Annotated in this window: 20 protein-coding genes; 6 read left to right on the plus strand and 14 right to left on the minus strand. The window is 60.0% G+C overall.

From position 1 onward, the window contains the following. The first annotated feature begins 178 nt into the window (after positions 1-178). The 5 genes from P5706_RS28035 (at position 179) to P5706_RS28055 (ending at position 3,676) form a co-directional block, all read left to right on the plus strand. Positions 179-1,672, plus strand: a complete 1,494-nt coding sequence (locus tag P5706_RS28035; RefSeq protein ID WP_138816831.1) for an RNA polymerase factor sigma-54 — start codon at positions 179-181, stop codon at positions 1,670-1,672. 75 nt (positions 1,673-1,747) lie between these two features. Then, a complete protein-coding gene (gene hpf, locus P5706_RS28040) occupies positions 1,748-2,053 on the plus strand; it encodes a ribosome hibernation-promoting factor, HPF/YfiA family (RefSeq protein ID WP_056859024.1) in 306 nt (101 codons plus the stop codon). Between the two features lie 9 nt (positions 2,054-2,062). Beyond that, positions 2,063-2,527, plus strand: a complete 465-nt coding sequence (gene ptsN, locus P5706_RS28045) for a PTS IIA-like nitrogen regulatory protein PtsN (protein ID WP_200430804.1) — start codon at positions 2,063-2,065, stop codon at positions 2,525-2,527. A 2-nt stretch (positions 2,528-2,529) separates the two neighbouring features. Continuing rightward, entirely contained in the window at positions 2,530-3,387 is an 858-nt protein-coding gene (gene rapZ / locus P5706_RS28050) for an RNase adapter RapZ (protein ID WP_065930279.1), read from the plus strand. A 16-nt stretch (positions 3,388-3,403) separates the two neighbouring features. Next, on the plus strand, positions 3,404-3,676 hold the full coding sequence (locus P5706_RS28055) for an HPr family phosphocarrier protein (RefSeq protein WP_017138240.1): 273 nt from the start codon (positions 3,404-3,406) through the stop codon (positions 3,674-3,676). Between the two features lie 37 nt (positions 3,677-3,713). Here the strand turns inward: P5706_RS28055 and P5706_RS28060 are convergent, their stop codons facing one another. From P5706_RS28060 to pmbA, 6 genes are all read right to left on the minus strand, one after another. Next, entirely contained in the window at positions 3,714-4,607 is an 894-nt protein-coding gene (locus tag P5706_RS28060; protein WP_285683412.1) for a ZIP family metal transporter, read from the minus strand. 32 nt (positions 4,608-4,639) lie between these two features. After that, positions 4,640-5,251, minus strand: a complete 612-nt coding sequence (locus P5706_RS28065) for a superoxide dismutase (protein ID WP_058419317.1) — start codon at positions 5,249-5,251, stop codon at positions 4,640-4,642. A 1-nt stretch (position 5,252) separates the two neighbouring features. Then, complete coding sequence (locus P5706_RS28070) at positions 5,253-5,681, minus strand: DUF2753 family protein (RefSeq protein WP_200430801.1); 429 nt, start codon at positions 5,679-5,681, stop codon at positions 5,253-5,255. Positions 5,682-5,708: 27 nt separating this feature from the next. After that, a complete protein-coding gene (locus P5706_RS28075) occupies positions 5,709-7,085 on the minus strand; it encodes a class II fumarate hydratase (RefSeq protein WP_285683418.1) in 1,377 nt (458 codons plus the stop codon). Next, on the minus strand, positions 7,078-7,473 hold the full coding sequence (locus tag P5706_RS28080) for a FagA protein (protein ID WP_285683420.1): 396 nt from the start codon (positions 7,471-7,473) through the stop codon (positions 7,078-7,080). Before P5706_RS28080 ends, P5706_RS28075 begins: the two co-directional genes overlap by 8 nt. 133 nt (positions 7,474-7,606) lie before the next feature. Next, entirely contained in the window at positions 7,607-8,953 is a 1,347-nt protein-coding gene (pmbA, locus tag P5706_RS28085) for a metalloprotease PmbA (protein WP_200430798.1), read from the minus strand. A gap of 108 nt (positions 8,954-9,061) precedes the next feature. On the opposite strand from pmbA, the gene yjgA reads away from it, so the two are divergent. After that, positions 9,062-9,583 carry a ribosome biogenesis factor YjgA gene (yjgA, locus tag P5706_RS28090; protein ID WP_285683423.1) on the plus strand — a complete coding sequence of 174 codons (522 nt, stop codon included), beginning with the start codon at positions 9,062-9,064 and terminating at the stop codon, positions 9,581-9,583. Between the two features lie 45 nt (positions 9,584-9,628). Here yjgA and tldD read toward each other — a convergent pair whose 3' ends face one another. The 8 genes from tldD to mreB form a co-directional block, all read right to left on the minus strand. Continuing rightward, a complete protein-coding gene (gene tldD / locus P5706_RS28095; RefSeq protein WP_056859033.1) occupies positions 9,629-11,071 on the minus strand; it encodes a metalloprotease TldD in 1,443 nt (480 codons plus the stop codon). A gap of 16 nt (positions 11,072-11,087) precedes the next feature. Further along, a complete protein-coding gene (locus P5706_RS28100) occupies positions 11,088-11,936 on the minus strand; it encodes a carbon-nitrogen hydrolase family protein (protein WP_285683426.1) in 849 nt (282 codons plus the stop codon). A 48-nt stretch (positions 11,937-11,984) separates the two neighbouring features. Then, the gene (locus tag P5706_RS28105) at positions 11,985-15,800 is read right to left on the minus strand and encodes a YhdP family protein (RefSeq protein WP_285683428.1); all 3,816 of its coding nucleotides are present in this window, start codon (positions 15,798-15,800) and stop codon (positions 11,985-11,987) included. Positions 15,801-15,876: 76 nt separating this feature from the next. Then, positions 15,877-17,334: a ribonuclease G gene (gene rng, locus P5706_RS28110; protein WP_010213134.1), complete on the minus strand. Its 1,458-nt coding sequence runs from the start codon at positions 17,332-17,334 to the stop codon at positions 15,877-15,879. A 70-nt stretch (positions 17,335-17,404) separates the two neighbouring features. Further along, a complete protein-coding gene (locus P5706_RS28115; protein WP_285683430.1) occupies positions 17,405-18,001 on the minus strand; it encodes a Maf family protein in 597 nt (198 codons plus the stop codon). Positions 18,002-18,052: 51 nt separating this feature from the next. Further along, positions 18,053-18,541: a rod shape-determining protein MreD gene (mreD, locus tag P5706_RS28120; RefSeq protein ID WP_017138250.1), complete on the minus strand. Its 489-nt coding sequence runs from the start codon at positions 18,539-18,541 to the stop codon at positions 18,053-18,055. Further along, positions 18,541-19,662, minus strand: a complete 1,122-nt coding sequence (mreC, locus tag P5706_RS28125) for a rod shape-determining protein MreC (RefSeq protein WP_285684912.1) — start codon at positions 19,660-19,662, stop codon at positions 18,541-18,543. The genes mreD and mreC overlap by 1 nt, the downstream gene beginning before the upstream one ends. A gap of 138 nt (positions 19,663-19,800) precedes the next feature. Beyond that, the gene (gene mreB / locus P5706_RS28130; RefSeq protein WP_002555108.1) at positions 19,801-20,838 is read right to left on the minus strand and encodes a rod shape-determining protein MreB; all 1,038 of its coding nucleotides are present in this window, start codon (positions 20,836-20,838) and stop codon (positions 19,801-19,803) included. Positions 20,839-20,856: the final 18 nt, after the last annotated feature.

Raw genomic sequence — 20,856 nt, forward strand, 5'->3', positions numbered from 1 at the left:
TGGTATCAGGCCGTTGCCCGGGGCGCGCGCAAGTCAATAAAAACCTCAGTTTTTTTATTGTTACCGCGCTCTAGGCAAAGCCCCTGATATCAGGCATATAATTTGCTTATGTTTGGCGCTCACGCGCCCTGTCGTGGATGGCGCATTGCGCCGGCGAATAAGGTGTTAAGCCCCTGCCATGAAACCATCGCTAGTCCTGAGAATGGGCCAGCAGCTGACGATGACACCGCAGCTGCAACAGGCCATCCGCCTGCTCCAATTGTCGACCCTGGACCTGCAACAGGAAATCCAGGAGGCCCTGGAGTCCAATCCGATGCTCGAACGCCAGGAAGAAGGCGACGACTTCGATAATGCAGACCCGCTGGCCGATAACATCGAGCAAAAACCCAACGCCGACGTGCAGGAACCTTCCTATCAGGAAACCGCCCCTACGGTGGATAACCTTGAGGAAGGCGAATGGAACGAACGCATTCCCAACGAGCTTCCCGTCGACACCGCCTGGGAAGACGTGTACCAGACCAGCGCCAGCAGCCTGCCCAGCAATGACGACGACGAGTGGGACTTCACCACCCGCACGTCCGCAGGTGAAAGCCTGCAGAGCCATTTGCTGTGGCAACTGAACCTGGCGCCGATGTCCGACACCGATCGCCTGATCGCCGTAACCCTGATCGACTGCATCAACAACCAGGGCTACCTGGACGAGACGCTCGACGAGATTCTGGAAGCGTTCGACCCGGAACTGGACATCGAGCTGGACGAAATCGAAGCCGTCCTGCATCGCATCCAACAGTTCGAGCCTGCCGGCATTGGCGCTCGCACCTTGAGCGAATGCTTGTTGCTGCAACTGCGCCAACTACCGGCCAAGACCCCTTGGCTCGCCGAAGCCCAGCGCCTGGTCACCGACTACATCGACTTGCTGGGCAGCCGCGACTACAGCCAATTGATGCGCCGCATGAAGCTCAAGGAAGACGACCTGCGCCAGGTCATCGAGCTGGTGCAGAGCCTCAACCCGCGTCCGGGCTCGCAGATCGAGTCCAGCGAAGCCGAATATGTCGTGCCCGACGTGATCGTGCGCAAAGACAACGAACGCTGGCTCGTGGAGTTGAACCAGGAATCGGTGCCACGCCTGCGGGTCAACCCACAATATGCAGGCTTTGTACGCCGCGCCGACACCAGCGCCGACAACACCTTCATGCGCAACCAATTGCAGGAAGCGCGCTGGTTCATCAAGAGCCTGCAAAGCCGTAACGAAACCCTGATGAAAGTGGCCACCCAGATCGTCGAGCACCAGCGCGGCTTCCTGGAATATGGCGATGAGGCGATGAAGCCACTGGTTCTGCATGACATTGCCGAAGCGGTAGGTATGCATGAATCGACGATTTCACGGGTGACCACGCAGAAATTCATGCATACCCCACGGGGTATTTATGAACTGAAATACTTTTTCTCCAGCCACGTCAGCACCTCCGAAGGCGGCGAATGCTCGTCCACGGCGATCCGCGCGATCATCAAAAAACTGGTTGCGGCGGAAAATCAGAAAAAGCCATTGAGTGACAGTAAGATCGCTGGTTTACTGGAGGCACAAGGCATTCAGGTCGCCCGTCGAACCGTCGCCAAGTACCGCGAGTCCCTCGGGATCGCGCCTTCCAGCGAGCGTAAGCGTTTGATGTGACGGGCGGGCCATAGCGTTCCAGTGGTGGGTATTCCTACCCACCGCTTTATGCACTGGCAACGAAGGAGAAGCTGTATGCAAGTCAACATCAGTGGACAACATGTGGAAGTCACCCCACCACTTCGCGACTATGTCGTGCAGAAGCTGAAGAAGCTTGAGGGCCATTTTGACAAGATCACCAACGCGGAGGTCATCATGAAGGTCGACAAGCTTCAGCAGAAAATTGAAGCGACCCTCCAGATTCCAGGTGGTGAAGTGCAGGCCAAGGCCGAGCATGAAGACATGTATGCATCGATCGACTTGCTCACCGACAAGCTTGACCGCCAACTCTTAAAGCATAAGGAAAAGAATCTGCACCTGATGCAAGGTACAGGTCGTTAACTCTCCCCCATGATCCAACTTGAAACCATCCTGACCCCCGGCCGTTCCCTCGTGAACGCGCCGGGCGGCAGTAAGAAGAAAGCCCTCGAACACATCGCCAACCTGATCAGCCGTGAAGTGCCTGAGCTGGATGAGCAAGTCGTGTTCAAGGCCCTGATTGACCGTGAAAAACTGGGCTCCACCGGTTTTGGCAACGGCATCGCCATTCCTCACTGCCGCCTTGAAGGCTGCACGTCTCCCGTCAGTGCGCTATTGCACCTGCAGGAGAAAATCGATTTCGACGCCATCGACGGCGCCCCGGTTGACCTGCTGTTCGTACTGCTGGTCCCGCAAGCCGCCACCGATGCGCACCTGGAACTGCTTCGGCAGATAGCCAGCATGCTCGACCGCAAGGACGTACGCGACAAACTGCGCAGCGCCAGCAGCAACGAGGCGCTTTATCAGGTTGTACTCGATGAGCAAAGCGGGCAGTAACCATGCGTTTGATCATCGTCAGCGGCCGCTCAGGCTCGGGTAAAAGCACCGCCCTCAACGTCCTTGAGGACAACGGTTTCTACTGCATCGACAACCTGCCGGCAGGCCTGCTGCCGGAATTGGCCGAACGCGCCCTGATCCACACTGAACTGGCGCAGCCACTGGTGGCCGTCTCGATCGACGCCCGCAACCTGCCCAGCCACCTTGAGCGCTTCCCCCAGCTGCTTGAGGAAGTTCGCGCCAAGCATATTCATTGCGATGTGCTGTACCTGGATGCCGACGAGGAGACGCTGCTCAAGCGCTTCTCCGAAACCCGTCGACGCCACCCCCTCAGCAGCCCGCATCGCTCCCTGGCCGAAGCCATCGAGGACGAGACCACGCTGCTGGGGCCGATCATTGACCTCGCTGACCTCAAGATCAACACCACCGGCTTGAACCTGTATCAGTTGCGCGATGCGATCAAGCTGCGCCTGCTGAACCAGCCGGAACCCGGCACGGCCTTTCTGGTTGAGTCGTTTGGGTTCAAGCGTGGGATGCCGGTGGATGCCGACCTGGTGTTCGACGTGCGCTGCCTGCCCAACCCTTACTGGAAACCTGAACTGCGTGATCAGTCTGGCTTGGACCAGCCGGTGGTCGAGTACCTGGCTGCGCAACCGGATGTCGAGGAAATGTTCCAGGACATCTCCAGCTACCTGCTCAAATGGTTACCGCGCTTTGCCGCAAGTAATCGGGCTTATGTCACCATTGCCATCGGCTGCACCGGCGGCCACCATCGCTCCGTCTACCTGACCGAACGCTTGGGCCAGGTGCTGCAACAAACCCTCAAGAACGTCCAGGTTCGCCACCGCGACCTTAGCTGAAAGGAACACCCCCGCGATGCCCGCTCTGGAAATTGAAATCATCAACAAGCTGGGCCTGCACGCCCGCGCCTCGGCTAAATTCGTTGGGGTTGCTGGGCAGTTCCCGTGCCAGATCCGCGCCGGGCGCACACCAGAGTCGATGGTCGACGGCAAAAGCATCATGGCCATGATGATGCTGGCTGCGGGCAAGGGCACCAAGATTCACTTGAAGACGGAAGGCGAACAAGAGCAGGAAGCGATGGACGCCCTGGTTAAGTTGATCAATAACTACTTTGACGAGGGTGAGTAAACCCACCCTTTGAGACAGGTGTGAGGCTGCAATGGCCTCACCCTAATGCAGTATCCATCACCATCATCAAGCAAAACCCGATGCACAGCCCCAGGCTGGCAAGCTTTTCATGACCATTGCGGCGCGATTCCGGGATCACTTCGTGAGTCACCACCAACAACATCGCCCCCGCCGCCAGCGCGAGCCCCAGCGGCAATAGAACCTCAGCCAGGCTCACCAACCACGCACACAGCACGGCAAACACCGGCTCGACCAAGCCTGACGCGGCGCCGATCAAGAACGCCTTGACCCGCGACATGCCCGCCCCAGCCAGCACCAGTGCAATCACCAAACCTTCCGGCACATCCTGCAAGGCAATGCCCATGGCCAGGCTGTCGGCGTCCGGCATGCCGCCACCGGCGGAAACGCCCACCGCCATGCCTTCCGGAATGTTGTGGGCAATGATGGCGAAGACAAACAGCCAGATACGCGGCGCAATCACCGGTTTATCCGGCGTGCCCACCAGCATTTCCGGGCTCGCGCCGGAAACCTTGCGGTCCACCAGGTACAACCCGAATGCGCCGAACATAATGCCGAAGCTGATCAACCCACTGGCACCCCAAGGCGAAAGCCCCAGGCCTTCAGCGGCCGTAATACCGGGCACGATCAGCGAAAACGCTGTCGCCGCCAGCATTACCCCGGCACCAAAGCCCAGCAATGTATCGCTCAGCGCTACCGGCATGCGGCGTATGACCAGCACGGGCACCGCGCCCAGTGCCGTGCCGAGCGCGCAGATAGCGCCGCCCTGCAAGGCGCGCAGGATACGCGGCTCAAGGTTTAGCCAGGCCAGCCCATGGGCCACCAGCAATGCAGTCCCTGCCAACAGCAACAGCGAGCCAAACGCATAACGAAACATTCGCCCGCTGCTGATCGCCAGTGTTTCAGTGCCCATAGTCGGCCTTAGATCTTGTTATAGGTTGAATATCAGGCCAGGGCGGCCTGGTAGCGTGCGGCGACTTCCGGCCAGTTGATCACGCTATAAAAGGCGTTGATGTATTCCGGGCGACGGTTCTGATACAGCAGGTAATAGGCGTGCTCCCACACGTCCAGGCCCAGTATTGGCGTGTTGCCGCTCATCAACGGGCTGTCCTGATTGCCACTGCTTTCCACCACCAGCGTCTTTTGCGGGGTGACGCTCAGCCAGGCCCAGCCACTGCCGAAGCGGGTCAAGGCGGCCTTGGTGAAGGCCTCTTTGAAACTGTCGAAGCCACCCAGTTGCTCGTCGATGGCTTTGCCCAGTGCGCCTTCAGGCTTGCCGCCGCCTTTTGGCGACATCACTGCCCAGAACAGCGAGTGGTTAGCGTGACCACCCCCTTGGTTGATCACGGCAGCACGCAGCTTTTCCGGCAGTTGCTGCACGCTGGACACCAACTTTTCTACCGGCCAGCCCGCAAACTCCGTGCCTTCGACCGCAGCATTCAGGTTATTGATGTAGGTCTGGTGGTGCTTGGTGTAGTGAATCTCCATGGTTTGCGCGTCGATATGCGGCTCCAGGGCATCGTAGGCGTAAGGCAAGGCAGGCAAGGTGTAGGTCATATCAATGTGCTCCGTAGTGTGGAGTGATCGGTTGCGCCGCAGTACCGCCCAGCAGGCGATGGGTACGCGGGTATTCGCCGTGATCGCTGATGAAATTCAACAGTTCGACATAGGTCTTGCTGCTCTGACGCAGCGCCGCCTCGCGCAATTGCGGGCTCAGACGCGGGTCCTGCATGGTCTGCAACAGCCGTTGGTGAATGGCGCACAGGTATTCCGCGCTTTCCTCCGGCTGGTTGAGGCGCAGGTGCAGGTCCGCCAGGTTGTGATGGGAAATGACGCAAGCCGCCACTGCTTCGTCGGCATCCGCCCAACGCTCGAATAACACTTGCGCCAGGGCCAGGGCTTGCAAATAGGCCTCACGAGCATCGACCAACTCGCCCGCCATAAAGCAGCGATTGGCCCGTTCGATCGTGCGTTTCCAGTGCTCCATGGTGAGCCTCCAAAGCAGGGTCGGTGATTACACGCCGCCGGCTGTGAGCTTTTCCGGGTCCAGCAGGATCTCCAGTTGACTACGTGGCAAGTCGGTGTGCTCGAGGGCGACATCGATCACCGGGCGGCCTTGCTGATAGGCCTTCTTGGCGATTTCAGCGGCCTTTTGGTAACCAATGATCGGGTTGAGTGCGGTGACCAGGATCGGATTGCGCGACAGCGCTTCCTTAAGCTTGGCTTCGTTGACCTTGAAGCTGGCGATGGCCTTGTCGGCCAGCAGGTGGCTGGAGTTGGCCAGCAGTTCGAGGCTGCTGAGCAGGTTCTGGGCGATGATCGGCAGCATCACGTTCAACTCGAAGTTGCCGGACTGCCCTGCGACCGTGATCACCGTGTCATTGCCGATGACCTGGGCGGCAACCATGGCGGTGGCCTCCGGAATCACTGGGTTGACCTTGCCCGGCATGATCGAGGAGCCTGGCTGCAAGCCTTCCAATTCGATTTCACCCAAGCCTGCGAGCGGGCCGGAGTTCATCCAGCGCAGGTCGTTGGCGATTTTCATCAGCGATACCGCGGTGGCTTTCAACTGGCCGGAAACGGCAACGGCGGTGTCCTGGGAGCCAATCAACGCGAACAGGTTTTTGCCCGGGGTGAATTTCACCCCGGTCAGGCTGCTTAACTGCTGACTGAAACGTGCTGCAAATTCCGGGTGTGCATTGATGCCGGTGCCAACCGCCGTGCCACCCTGTGCCAGCGCCTGCAAGCTCGGCAGCAAATCCTGCAAATGGCCGATATTGGCCTTGAGCTGTTGCGCCCAGCCATTAAGCACCTGGCTCATGCGCACCGGCATGGCGTCCATCAGGTGCGTGCGGCCGGTCTTGATGAACGGGTGGACTTCTTCGGCCTTTTGCTCGATGACCTGTACCAAATGCAGCAAGGCCGGCAGCGTTTGCTCATGCAGCACCAACGCCGCGCTGACGTGGATGGTGGTCGGAATGATGTCGTTGCTGCTCTGGCCGCAGTTCACGTGGTCATTGGGGTTGACCGGCTCGCCCAGCAAACGGCTGGCCAGGGTCGCAATCACTTCGTTCGCGTTCATGTTCGAGCTGGTGCCGGAGCCGGTCTGGAAAATATCCACCGGGAAGTGCGGCATGAAGTCGCCTTCGAGCAAGCCTTGGGCTGCATCGACGATGGCCTTGCCCTGCCCTTCGCTGATTTGCTTGAGGTCGACGTTGACCTTGGCGGCGGCGGCCTTGGCCAGGATAAGGGCGCGAATGAATTGCGCCGGCATACGTTGATGACTGATCGGGAAATTGTTCACCGCGCGCTGGGTCTGCGCGCCATACAAGGCCTCGGCAGGCACTTGCAGCTCGCCCATGCTGTCGCGTTCGATACGGGTGTTACTCATCGTTAGATCCTTGCACCAGGTCAGAAACAGAAAGGGAAGGCAGCAATTCGCAGGTCGCCAATTGCCAGGCAAAGGTCTGCCAGCGCTTGAGGCGGCAGGCACAGTGGGAAAGTTTTTCCAGGTCGCGCAGTGGGCGCCAGGCCTGGTCCAGGCACACGGATCGCCAATGCCAGGGCAAGGCGATGTCGCTGGCGGTGTCGATCAAAAGGCGGAATGACGTTTCGGCGATCGTCCACGGATGGGTCGCGGTGCAGCACGCCAGGTATCGTCCCTCATTGAGGTAATGTTCGATCAGGCGCGGTTCATTGGGATCGAGACCGCAGCGAATCTGACGACTCATCCAACGCCAACTTTCCAGGTACGGATCCTCACGCAGGACAGAACTCATGATCCACGCTCACTCGGTAATGATATTTATTATTAAATGATATTGAGAATCAAAACAAGAGTAGCAAATCGCAGCCACAAAAAAAGGCACGCCATCTCGAGGATGGCGTGCCTTTTTTTAAAGCGTCGCGCGGTTAACTGCCGGCGACGGTCATGCGCTCAATCAGCACCGACCCGGTGCGAATATTGCTGCGCAGCTCCAGGTCATTACCCACCGCGACAATCTGCTTGAACATATCGCGCATGTTGCCGGCGATGGTCACTTCCTGGACAGCGAACTGAATCTCGCCATTTTCTACCCAGAAACCCGCCGCGCCGCGCGAGTAATCACCGGTCACCATATTCAGGCCACTGCCCATCAGCTCGGTGACCAGCAGACCGCGACCCATACGACGCAACAGCGCCGCCTGATCCTCGTCGCCGTGGGTGACGAACAGGTTGTGCACGCCACCGGCATTCGCCGTACTTGGCAGGCCGAGCTTGCGACCGGCGTAAGTGCCCAGTACGTAAGACACCAACTCGCCGTTCTCGACGAACGGTTTGGCATAGGTGGCCAGGCCATCACCATCGAATGCGGAACTGCCCATGGCACGCATCAAGTGCGGGCGCTCATCGATGGTCAGCCATTCAGGAAACAGCTTCTGGCCAATCGCGCCCTCAAGGAACGAGGATTTTCGGTACAGGTTGCCGCCCGAAATCGCGCCCAGGAAACTGCCGAACAAACCACCAGCCAGCTCAGCCGAAAACAGCACCGGCACTTCGCATGTCGGAACCGGGCGCGCGCCCAGGCGGCTGGCGGCACGTTGTGCGGCGCGCTGGCCGATGCCGACAGGATCGGCCAGTAATTCGCCCTGGCGGCTCACGTCGTACCAGTAATCGCGCTGCATCTGGCCATTGGCTTCGGCGATCATCACGCAGCTCAAGCTATGGCGAGTGGAGGCATAACCACCGATAAAACCATGGCTGTTACCGTAGACACGGCAGCCTTGATGAGTGCTCAACGTGGTGCCATCAGCGTTCTTGATGCGGGCATCGGCATCGAACGCCGCCGCTTCGCAGATCAGCGCCTTTTCGATCGCCTGCTCGGGTGTGATGTCCCAGGCATGGAATAGATCGAAGTCTTTCAAGTCCTTGGCCATCAGCGCTTTGTCGGCCAGGCCCGAGCTTTCGTCCTCAGAGGTGTGCTTGGCAATCGCCAGCGCCGCTGCGACGGTTTCACGTATCGCTTCCGGCCCACTGGCGGAAGTACTGGCCGAGCCTTTGCGCTGCCCGGCATACAACGTGATACCAAAACCCTGGTCGCGATTGAACTCGACGGTTTCCACTTCACGCTGGCGCACCGACGTCGACAGCCCCTGTTCCAGCGACACGGCTACTTCACAGGCGCTGGCCCCCTGGCGCTTGGCCTCGGCAAGGATCTGCTCGACTTGTTCCTGCAGTGCCGGTAACGCTTGCGGACCGACGCTTTGGGCTGCACTCATGGTTTTCTCCACTCAAATTCTGCTTTCGGTTAAGGCCATCGAGCGACCGGGCCGGACAAGCGGCCCCCGACTGGTTATCATGGCGGCGTTTCTTTGCGGACTGCCACCATGGTTGATTCTTACGACGACTCCCTCGATGGGGAGAAAAGCAAAACCCAGGTCAAACGCGAGCTGCATGCGCTGGTTGACCTCGGCGAGCGCCTTACAACGCTCAAGAGAGACTTGATTGCCAAATTGCCACTGACCGACGAAATGCGCCGGGCGCTTGCGGATGCTCCCAAGCACACCGCGAATATCGCGCGTAAACGGCACATCATGTTTATCGGCAAGCTGATGCGCGATCAGGACACTGATGCCATTCTGGCCTTGCTCGATCAAACCGATGCCTCCACTCGCCAGTACAACGAACGCTTCCATAACCTGGAGCGCTGGCGTGACCGCCTGATCTCGGGCGATGACGCGGTGCTGGAGAAATTCGTGCTGGACTACCCGGACGCGGACCGCCAGCAACTGCGCTCCCTGATCCGTCAGGCCCAGCACGAGCAGGCGCATAACAAGGCGCCGGCCACCAGCCGTAAAATCTTCAAATACATCCGTGAGCTGGACGAGACTCAACGCGGCCTGCGTTGATCCTCTTCCCCGGGTGGCGGTCTTCGCCACCCGAAGCTTCGGCCATTACGACCCCGTGCCACCCACGGTGATCGCATCGATTTTCAAGGTTGGCTGACCGACGCCGACCGGCACCGACTGCCCATCCTTACCGCAGGTGCCCACGCCGCTGTCCAGCGACAGGTCATTACCGACCATCGACACCTTGCTCATGGCTTCCGGCCCATTGCCAATCAACGTCGCCCCTTTGACCGGCGCGGTAATCTTGCCGTCCTCGATCAGGTACGCTTCGCTGGTGGAGAACACAAACTTGCCGCTGGTGATATCGACCTGGCCGCCGCCGAGGTTGGCGCAGTAGATCCCGCGTTTTACCGAGGCAATGATTTCTGCAGGGTCGCTTTCGCCACCGAGCATGTAGGTGTTGGTCATGCGCGGCATCGGCAGATGCGCGTACGATTCGCGCCGGCCGTTGCCGGTACGTGCTACCCCCATCAAGCGGGCGTTGAGCTTGTCTTGCATGTAGCCCTTGAGCACGCCGTTTTCAATCAGCGTGGTGCATTCGGTCGGCGTGCCTTCGTCGTCGACACTCAGCGAGCCACGCCGGCCGGCCAGGGTGCCGTCATCGACGATGGTGCAGAGCTTGGACGCAACCATCTCGCCCATGCGCCCGCTGTAGGCCGAACTGCCTTTGCGGTTGAAGTCACCTTCCAGGCCATGGCCAACGGCTTCGTGCAGCAGCACACCGGACCAGCCCGAGCCCAACACCACCGGCAAAGTACCGGCCGGCGCTGGAATGGCTTCCAGGTTGACCAGCGCCTGACGCAGCGCTTCACGGGCATAACCCATGGCGCGGTCGTCAGTGAGGAAATAACGGTAGTCGGTACGCCCGCCACCGCCATGGCCACCGCGCTCGCGGCGACCGTTCTGTTCAACAATGACACTCACGTTGAAACGCACCAGTGGCCGTACATCCGCCGCCAGCCCGCCGTCCGTGGACGCCACCAGAATGCGCTCCCACACCCCGGCCATGCTCACCGTCACCTGCTGAATACGCGGGTCGAGTGCACGAGTGGCGGCGTCGATACGCTTGAGCAAATCAACCTTTTCCGCGCGGCTGATCACTTCCAGCGGGTTATCCGGCGCGTATAACTGGGCTACATCCTGAGTGCTGAAGGCCTGCACGGTGCCGTTCTGGCCAGCGCGGGAAATCGAGCGCGCCGCACGTGCCGCCAGGCCCAAGGCCTCAAGGGTGATGGCGTTGCTGTAGGCAAAACCGGTCTTTTCACCGGATTGCGCGCGCACGCCTACGCCTTGGTCAAGGTTGAAACTGCCTTCCTTGACGATGCCGTCTTCGAGGGCCCACGACTCGGAAATCTGGCCCTGGAAATACAGGTCGGCCGCGTCGATGCCCGGCCCGGCCAGATCACCGAGCACGGTTTGCAAACTTTCGATGGTCACTCCACCGGGTGCCAGGAGGTGTTCACTGACTGAGGACAACAACTCGCTCATAGGTTTGGCCTTAAATTCATCGTTCTGAAGCAGGCCGCTGCGCGCCCTGCGAGAAAAAGCGCCGATGATTGACCACCGGCATGCGCGCCCGTATCGACGCCTGTTCACTGCTATCGCGTTCGGCCAACAACACCGCTTCGCCCTGATCCTGTTGTGTCAGCACACGCCCCCAAGGGTCGACAATAGCTGCATGGCCAAAGGTTTCCCGTGGCCCCGGGTGTACACCGCCTTGAGCGGCGGCCAATAAGTAGCATTGGGTTTCGATGGCCCGTGCTCGAATCAACACATCCCAATGTGCAGCGCCGGTCACCGCCGTAAAGGCCGAAGGCGCGGTAATCAATTGCGCCCCCGCTGCACGCAGTTCGCTGTACAGCTCGGGAAACCGCAGGTCGTAGCACACCGTCAGGCCCAAGCGCCCCACCGGCGTGTCCGCCACCACCACATTGCTGCCGAAAGCATAGTCGTCGGATTCACGATAACGCCCCCTGGCATCTGCAACATCAACATCAAACAGGTGCAATTTGTCGTAACGGGCAACGATTTCGCCCTGATCATCGATCAATAGCGAGCAAGCGTTGGACTTGGCGTGCGGTTGGTCTTTGGGCGGCAACGGCAAAGTGCCGGCCACTATCCATAAGGTGAGGTCGCGGGCGGCCTGTTTCAACCATGGCAGGATCGGGCCTTCGCCCAAGGCTTCGGCGCGACCGATATCGGCCACATCGCGGCGCCCCATGGCCGCGAAATTCTCCGGCAGTACCGCAAGCTTTGCACCGCCCGCTGCCGCCTGCTCCAGCAAGCGCCGGGCCTGGGCCAGGTTGGCCAGCACATCGCTCTGGCTGACCATTTGAATTACCGCAAAGGACATGGGCCGACACTCCGTAATAGGCATGCGGCCATGCTACTCCACAGGCTCTCAGTTTGGCTTTTCAAATGGCTTGTCGAAGGTGATTTTTGGATCCTTCCACGGGCCTTGCACCTTGTATTGCACGCTGGCGAAACGCGAAACACGGTCACCGATCAGCTTGTCGATCAGGAACAACGCACCACCAATGGCCGGCGCGCCGACAATCAGCGCGGCAATCGGCAGGTTGTTGGTGACCGGCAACGTGACCAGCAGCTTGGCGTCGACACGGTCAGCCACCAGGTCCAGGGTGCCATTGAGCTCCAGGTTGGTGGAAGGGCCGGTCATGGTGATGGGCTCACGGGTGACGAACACCCCATCACTGGCGGCCAGCAAGCCTTTGACCCGGTCATAACTCAAGCCTTTACCGAGCAGGTCCGAGAAGTCCAGGCGCAACCGGCGACCGATGGAATTGAAGTTGAGCAAACCAAACACCCGCAGGGCCTGGGCGCCACCTTCCACCTCCACGAACTGGCCTTTGCGGAACGATGCATCGAGGCTGCCGGAGAATCGCTTGGGGCCCACCCACGCCGGCGAACCCGGCCAACGGCCATCCACATCCAGGTGGAAGTCTTCGCTGGTCACCGTCGGCGCAAAGCCCCAGCCCTTGAGCACGTCGGCGATGTTCTTGCCGTCCAGGCGGCCCTTGTACCAACTGCTGCTGGCCCCTGGCGCGCCTTCCCAACCACCGGCGCCATTAAGCTGCATGCCCTTGAGGCCGAGGTTGAGGTTGTTGAAGGCCAGGCCTTTGGCTGTCGGGCGGATCTTCAGCGACCAGGCGCCCACCAGATCGGGGCCCTGGAACAGCTGATTGATCGCGATATCCAGCGCAGGGATGTCCTTGGGGTCGATATCCGCCAACGGGTCCGGTGCGTTTTCGTCGGCCTGCACGGTCGGGTCCACCGCCGGCAGTTTCACGTATTGCAGGTTGATCGCAATTGGCGCGCCCTTGGCGTCCGGCAGGTTTACCGTGCCCTTGACCTGCTGGCTGTCGAGCTGCAAGCCCCAGGCAGTTGGTTTGCGATCCAGCTGCAGGTTGGCCTGATCAAGCTGGGTGCCAAACCCGGTCAGCTTGCCCACTTTAAAGTCGGCGCCACTGAGCAATTGCTTGGCGCTGCCGCCTGGGTCGTTACCCGCGTAGCGGTTAGCGAGTTTTTTCCACGGATCGATGTCCAGCTCCGACAACACACCGCGAATGCGCAAGCCTTTGGCGGCCGGTAGCACGGCATCGCCATCGCCCAGGAACAACTCCCCGCGCCCGTCGTTGAATTTGTCCGGCGGTGAGGCAAAGGTGAAACTCGCCAGCTCGCCATAATCGAACCAGTAACGCCGCTCCGGGCCTTGCAAGGTCATGCGGAACACGCTGTCACGGCCCTGGCTGGCGGGCATGCCGAAGGGCGCCGGCAAATCTACCGCCACGCCTTTCATAGTGGAGCTGACCATCAGTTGGCTGTCGGCACCGTCCAGTGTGAGCTGCAGTTGGTACGGAATATCACCGGACACCGGCAACGGCTGGCTGATTTTTAACCAATCGGTCAAGCGCTTGACCGTGACCTGGCCCTTGGCGGTAACGCGGGTACTGATGTTGCCCGGCTTGCCATCGGCAACAATTTGCGCGGTGATTGGCCGATCGAATGCCTGGGCCGAGATGTTCTGGCCACTCAAGCCCTTACTGCTATCGAAGCGGAAGTCGCCCTTGAGCTGTGTCAGGTCCAAGGTCGGCTCCGCCAATTGCAGACGGGCTTTATCGGTCTTGAAGTCCACCACGATCTTGGGCTCGGTGCCTTTGACCAGCGGAATGTCCAGGTCCAGATTGCCTTGCAGGTCGCCATCGCCCTTCCAGCCGGCAAAGGTCGAGCCCGTGCCTATTGGCGCGTCCTGAAGGATCTTCAAACCATCGCCCAGGCCGCCCGCAAACCCGCCAGTGATCAGCAGGTGGCTGTCTTTACCCGCCGGTGCGTGGGGAATATTGACGTACACGTCCTTGACCTTGGTATCGAGCAATTGGCCCTTGCTGGCCAGGATGCGCACGCCGCTCTCCTCGACAAACACTTCGCCATTGACCTTGCTCACATGCGGCCAACCCGGCTGGAAGGCCAGTTCGGCGTCATGCACCTTGAAGAACAGGCTGATGTTGCGCGCAGCGGGCAGCGCGTCATGGTTGAGCGAGCCTTGGTACTGGAAGAACCCTTGGTCCACTGCGCCCTTGAGAATTGCGGTACGCAGCCATTCATCCAGGGACGGGCTCAACACGGCCGGCAAATACTTGGGCGTGAAACGGCCATCGCCGTCGACCATACCGACCCGCAGGTCCATGTAGTCTTCCTGGGCATGGTCAAAATGCAGGCGAATCAAGAAGTCGGCAGCCACTTTGCCCTCTTCGCCCAGTACCTTGATGTACGGGGCAATCAGGGTGAAGCCTTCTTTATCCAGCTTCCATGTCAGGCGCGCGTTGGCCTGGATGTACTGCCAGGGCTTGGCGAAGATCGGGTACAGGTGCAGGGAAAAATCCTTGCTGTCCATACGCAACTCGCCCTGGCCCAAATCGCCACTGATGCTCCCGGATACATTCCGTGCGGCTGGCGCACCGAAGTACGCGTCAAAACCGATGCGCTCAAGGTTGGCGGCGAAGCTGACTTTTTTGTCGGTGGTGTCCTGCGGACGAAAATCCACCAACACATTGCGTAGCACCCCCGTGGCCTTCAGGTGCTCGATGGTCTTGGCAAAACCTTCCGGCAACGGCGCCAAGGCATTTAACAGCGGCGTGATAGGGGTCAGGTCAAGACGGTCAGCCTGAAGCTTCCAGGTTTCCTGGTCTTTGTCGGTCGCCAAGCTTTGTTGCAATTGCAGGTGTGATTCCCAGCGGGTATCGCCGATGTTCATCGCCAGCGAATCGAGCAACACCTTAAGGCCACTGTCACTGCGTTGCAGGTAGGCGGTCAGGGCGAGGTTTTCGATATGCACAGGTTTGCGGTCGGCGTAACTGCCTTTTACTTGCGGTGAGTTGAGACGTACCACGGCACTTTGCACAGTACCCTTGGCCCAATCGAGCCAGAACTCGCCACCGGCTTTGAACTGAGTGAGTTTCCATTGCGGGGTCAGCCTGGCGGGAATCCATTTGGCCCAGTCACTTTGGGGCAGGCTCAGGTAGGCTTCGACTTCACCCTCTTTCCACGCACTGGCGCGAATACGGCTGCGCAGGCTCAGGGCCAGGGGCTGGCCATCCGGCAGGGTGAGGCGCGCATCCAGGCGTTGGCGGGTGTTGCCGGTGTGCAGGCTCAGGCCCACATAAGTCAGGGTCAACGGCGCCTGGTCGAACGGCTGCAACGTCACCTGGCTGTCGAGCAACGACACGCGCTTGACCATCTGCATGCGTGTGAGCAACTGCTGTGGGTCCAGCGGCTGGTCGTCCTGCACCGGCAAACCTTGCAGCGCCCAGTGGCCGTCCTGGTCTTCCTTGACACTCAACTGCAGGCCGCTGACTTCGAGGTGGGCGATACGCACTTCGCGGGCCATCAGACTGGCCCAGATATCCGGCACCACTTCGACCTGATCCAGGCGCAAGGCGCTGTTGCCCTCGCCGACCATCACGTCGTGAGCCATTAATATCGGCGCGAAACCGCTCCAGCGTCCTTCGAGGCTGCCGATTTGCAGGGGCATCTCCACCGCGGCTTGCGCCTTGGCTTCGACTTCGGCGCGGTACTCCGCCACCAATGGGACCAACTCACGACCCAGGCTCACGTACACCGCCGCCAATACCAGCAGCAAGGCGCACAGGCCCAGGCCCCAACGGGTCAAGGCGGCAAAAAAGCGTGTCAGACGCTCCATGTCAGGCGACCCTCAAGGCAGTTAGCGGACGGCAGATCAATGCCTGCCGGTCTCGAATAAAGAAAGCGATTGGGGATCAGAGCAGCACCACGTCGTATTGTTCCTGGGAATACATGGTTTCGACCTGGAAACGAATGGTGCGCCCGATAAAACCCTCCAGCTCAGCGACGTTACCGGACTCTTCATCCAGCAATCGGTCGACTACTTTCTGGTTGGCAAGCACTCTATAGCCTTCGGCCTGGTAGGCACGTGCCTCCCGTAAGATTTCGCGGAAAATCTCGTAGCAAACCGTTTCCGGGGTCTTCAGTTTGCCGCGTCCCTGGCAACTGCTGCACGGTTCGCACAGCACTTGTTCAAGGCTTTCGCGGGTGCGTTTGCGGGTCATCTGCACCAGGCCAAGCTCGGTGATGCCGATAATATTGGTCTTGGCGTGGTCGCGCTCCAGTTGCTTCTCCAAGGTGCGCAGCACTTGGCGCTGGTGCTCTTCGTCTTCCATGTCGATGAAGTCGATAATGATGATGCCGCCCAGGTTGCGCAGTCGCAGCTGGCGAGCAATGGCGGTGGCCGCTTCGAGGTTGGTCTTGAAGATGGTTTCTTCGAGGTTACGATGGCCCACGAACGCGCCGGTATTGACGTCGATGGTGGTCATGGCTTCGGCCGGATCGACCACCAGATAGCCGCCGGACTTGAGCGGCACTTTGCGCTCCAGGGCCTTCTGGATCTCATCCTCGACACCATACAGGTCGAAAATCGGCCGCTCACCAGGGTAATGCTCTAAACGGTCGGCAATTTCCGGCATCAGCTCGGCGACAAATTGCGTGGTGCGCTGAAAAGTTTCCCGCGAATCGATGCGAATTTTCTCGATCTTCGGGCTGACCAGGTCACGCAAGGTCCGCAACGCCAGACCGAGGTCTTCATAGATGACGCTCGGCGCACCAATGGTTTTGATCTGTGCGCCGATCTGGTCCCACAGCCTGCGCAGGTAGCGGATGTCCATGAGGATTTCATCAGCACCGGCGCCTTCTGCCGCGGTACGCAAAATAAACCCGCCGGCTTCCTTGATGCCTTCGGCCGCTACGCAGTCGCTGACCACCTTTTTCAGGCGCTCGCGCTCGGCTTCGTCTTCGATCTTGAGGGAAATACCCACATGCGCGGTACGCGGCATGTACACCAGATAGCGCGAAGGAATCGACAGTTGCGTGGTCAGCCGCGCGCCTTTGGAACCGATGGGGTCCTTGGTGACTTGTACCACCAGGCTCTGCCCTTCGTGCACCAGGGCGCTGATGCTTTCCACCGCAGGGCCTTCACGCAGGGAGATTTCCGAGGCGTGGATAAACGCGGCACGGTCCAGGCCGATGTCGACGAAAGCCGCCTGCATGCCCGGCAATACGCGCACCACTTTGCCTTTATAGATATTGCCGACGATCCCGCGCTTCTGGGTGCGCTCGACGTGCACTTCTTGCAGAACACCGTTTTCTACCACCGCCACGCGCGATTCCATCGGCGTGATATTGATCAGAATCTCTTCACTCATGGCTGGGTCTCGTTCAGGCGTTTTCACAATAGTGACCGATCGCTTAAGGCTGGGCGCTGGAAGACGGCGTTCAGCGCGCGGTAAGGTTTTGCCAACAGGGTATGCCGAATTGGCCGAGCAGTTGCGCGGTTTCGCACACCGGCAGGCCGACCACAGCGGAATAGCTGCCATTGAGCCCGGCGACAAACACCGAACCCAGCCCCTGGATAGCATAGCCGCCCGCCTTGTCCGCAGGTTCGCCACTGTGCCAGTAGGTTGTAGCTTCCTCGACAGAAATAGCGCGAAAACCTACACGGCTGCTGACACAGCGGGTTTCGCAGCGCTGGCCGTCGGTGAGGGCAATGGCGGTGAGCACTTCATGCTCACGACCGGAAAGCGCCATCAGCATCGCCAAGGCATCGGCCTGGTCCACGGGTTTGCCCAGGATCTGGCCATCCACGATCACGGCCGTATCGGCACCCAACACACAGGCACCCGAGGAACGTGCAAGCGCAGCAAAACCCGCCGTGGCCTTGCCGCGCGCAAGGCGCTCGACGTAGGCAACGGCGGGTTCATTGGTAAGAGGGGTTTCATCAATGGCGGCGCTGACCACGGTGAAAGGCACACCGATCTGGGTCAGCAGTTCACGCCGCCTCGGTGAGCCCGAGGCCAGGTAAAGCGAATTCATTGCAGACTCTCCCTGTAGGGTTCGATAACCAGGCAGAGCCTCGCAATCCATTCAATTGATTTTATAGCGACGACGTAACCCACGCAGACCGAAACTGACCCAAGGCCACAGCAGCGCGCTGACCAACGCCGGCAACACCAGCGCCAAGGTTGGTTGGCGGTTGCCGGTCAAGGCACTGAGCCACAACTGTACCAACTGCGCCAGGCCGAAGATCACCAGGATCACCAGGCATTGTTGCCACATCGGGAACATGCGCAAACGCTGCTGCAACGACAGCACCAAAAAGGTAATCAGCGTGAGGATCAATGCGTTCTGACCCAGCAAGGTGCCATACAGCACGTCTTCCGCCAAGCCCAGGCACATCGCCGTGACCATCCCGACTTTATGCGGCAGGGTCAGCGACCAGAAAGCCAGTAGCAACGCCAGCCAGAGCGGTCGCAGAATCTCCATGAATTGCGGCAGCGGCGAAACGCTGAGCAGCAAACCGATGGCGAAGGTCAGCCAGACGATCCAGCCATTACGCGAATGAGTACCGGCCATTATTCCTCCCTCTGCCGCGTGGTTGCCGGGGCTGCGGTCGCTGGCCGAGCGGCCGGCGTGGCGGCGGGCGTTGACGCAGGCGGTTTGGCTGCGGCGGGTTTAGCCGGGCGGGCGTTGTGGGCCGCCGGTTTGACGGGCGTTGCCACTGGCGCTGCTGGCGCTGCTGGCGTTGCCACCGGAGCCGGCGGCCCCACGAAAGCAGGCTTGGGCACCGTGGCTGGAACGATTGGCGCTGTACCGTTCTGCTTGTCTTCCGCTTCCTGGGCTTGAGCGGCGTCGTTGGCGCGCTCTTCCGGGGTGCGGTTGTCGCTGAATACCAGCAACAGGTAGCGGCTGCGGTTCAAGGCGGCGGTCGGCACGGCGCGTACGATCGCGAACGGCTGGCCGGAATCGTGGATCACTTCCTTGACCGTCGCCACCGGGTAACCCGCCGGGAAGCGCTGACCCAAACCGGAGCTGACCAGCAGGTCGCCTTCCTTGATATCGGCGGTATCGGCAACATGACGCAACTCCAGACGCTCCGGGTTACCGGTGCCGCTGGCAATCGCGCGCAGGCCGTTACGGTTGACCTGTACCGGAATGCTGTGGGTGGTGTCCGTCAGCAACAATACCCGCGATGTGTAGGGCATAAGCTCGACCACCTGGCCCATCAGGCCACGGGCATCAAGCACCGGCTGGCCCAGCACGACACCGTCGCGCTCACCCTTGTTGATGATGATGCGGTGGGTAAAGGGGTTGGGGTCCATGCCGATCAACTCGGCCACTTCGACCTTCTCGTTGACCAATGCCGAAGAATTGAGCAACTCGCGCAGCCGAACGTTCTGCTCGGTGAGGGCCGCCAGCTTTTGCATGCGTCCCTGCAACAGCAGATTTTCAGTCTTGAGTTTTTCGTTCTCGGCGACCAGTTCAGTGCGGCTGCCGAATTGGCTGGCCACGCCCTGGTAGAGACGTTGCGGCAGGTCGGTGATCCAGTAAGTCTGCATCAACACCAGCGACATCTGGCTGCGCACGGGCTTGAGCAGTGCAAAGCGGGCATCGACCACCATCAGCGCGACCGAAAGCACGACCAGCACCAATAAGCGCACGCCCAATGAGGGGCCTTTGGCGAAAAGCGGTTTAATAAGCCGCTCCTCCCAGGCAAATGTTCTCTTTATTCATACGGCATCAAACCGGCCTGGATGCAGATTGAAGAAGATAAACGCCAACAGGCAGCACTGCAAAGTGCTGCCTGCGAGCGAAGCATGGCGCAACCAACGATCTTATTCGCTGGAGAGCAGGTCCATGGTGTGTTTATCCATCATTTCCAGTGCACGACCACCGCCACGGGCAACGCAGGTCAACGGGTCTTCGGCGACGATCACCGGCAGGCCGGTTTCCTGGGCCAGCAGCTTGTCGAGGTCGCGCAGCAAGGCGCCACCACCGGTCAGCACCAGGCCACGCTCGGCGATATCGGAAGCCAGTTCCGGCGGCGATTGCTCCAGGGCGCTTTTCACAGCCTGAACGATGGTGGCCAGAGACTCTTGCAGAGCTTCCAGCACTTCATTGGAGTTCAGGGTGAAGGCACGTGGAACGCCTTCGGCCAGGTTGCGACCACGAACATCCACTTCGCGAACTTCGCCGCCTGGGTAAGCGGTGCCGATTTCCTGCTTGATGCGCTCAGCGGTAGATTCGCCGATCAGGCTGCCGTAGTTACGACGCACATACGTGATGATCGCTTCGTCGAAACGGTCGCCGCCGACACGCACGGATTCGGCATACACCACACCGTTCAGGGAAATCAGGGCGATCTCGGTAGTACCACCACCGATATCCACCACCATCGAACCGCGCGCTTCCTCAACCGGCAGGCCGGCGCCGATTGCGGCAGCCATAGGCTCTTCGATCAGGAACACTTCGCGGGCACCGGCGCCAAGGGCCGATTCACGGATGGCACGACGCTCCACCTGGGTGGACTTGCACGGAACGCAGATCAGCACACGAGGGCTGGGCTGCAGAAAACTGTTTTCGTGAACTTTGTTGATGAAGTACTGCAGCATCTTTTCGCAGACGCTGAAGTCGGCGATCACGCCGTCTTTCATCGGACGAATGGCAGCAATATTGCCTGGTGTACGGCCGAGCATGCGCTTGGCCTCGGTGCCTACGGCAACGACACTTTTCTGATTACCATGGGTCCGAATGGCCACAACCGATGGCTCATTCAGAACGATACCGCGCTCGCGCACGTAAATAAGGGTGTTGGCAGTGCCCAGGTCAATGGAAAGATCGCTGGAAAACATGCCACGCAGTTTCTTGAACATGGGGAAAGGACCCTAGGC

The organism is Pseudomonas sp. ChxA (assembly GCF_030263855.1).
GTDB lineage: Bacteria > Pseudomonadota > Gammaproteobacteria > Pseudomonadales > Pseudomonadaceae > Aquipseudomonas > Aquipseudomonas fluorescens_CB.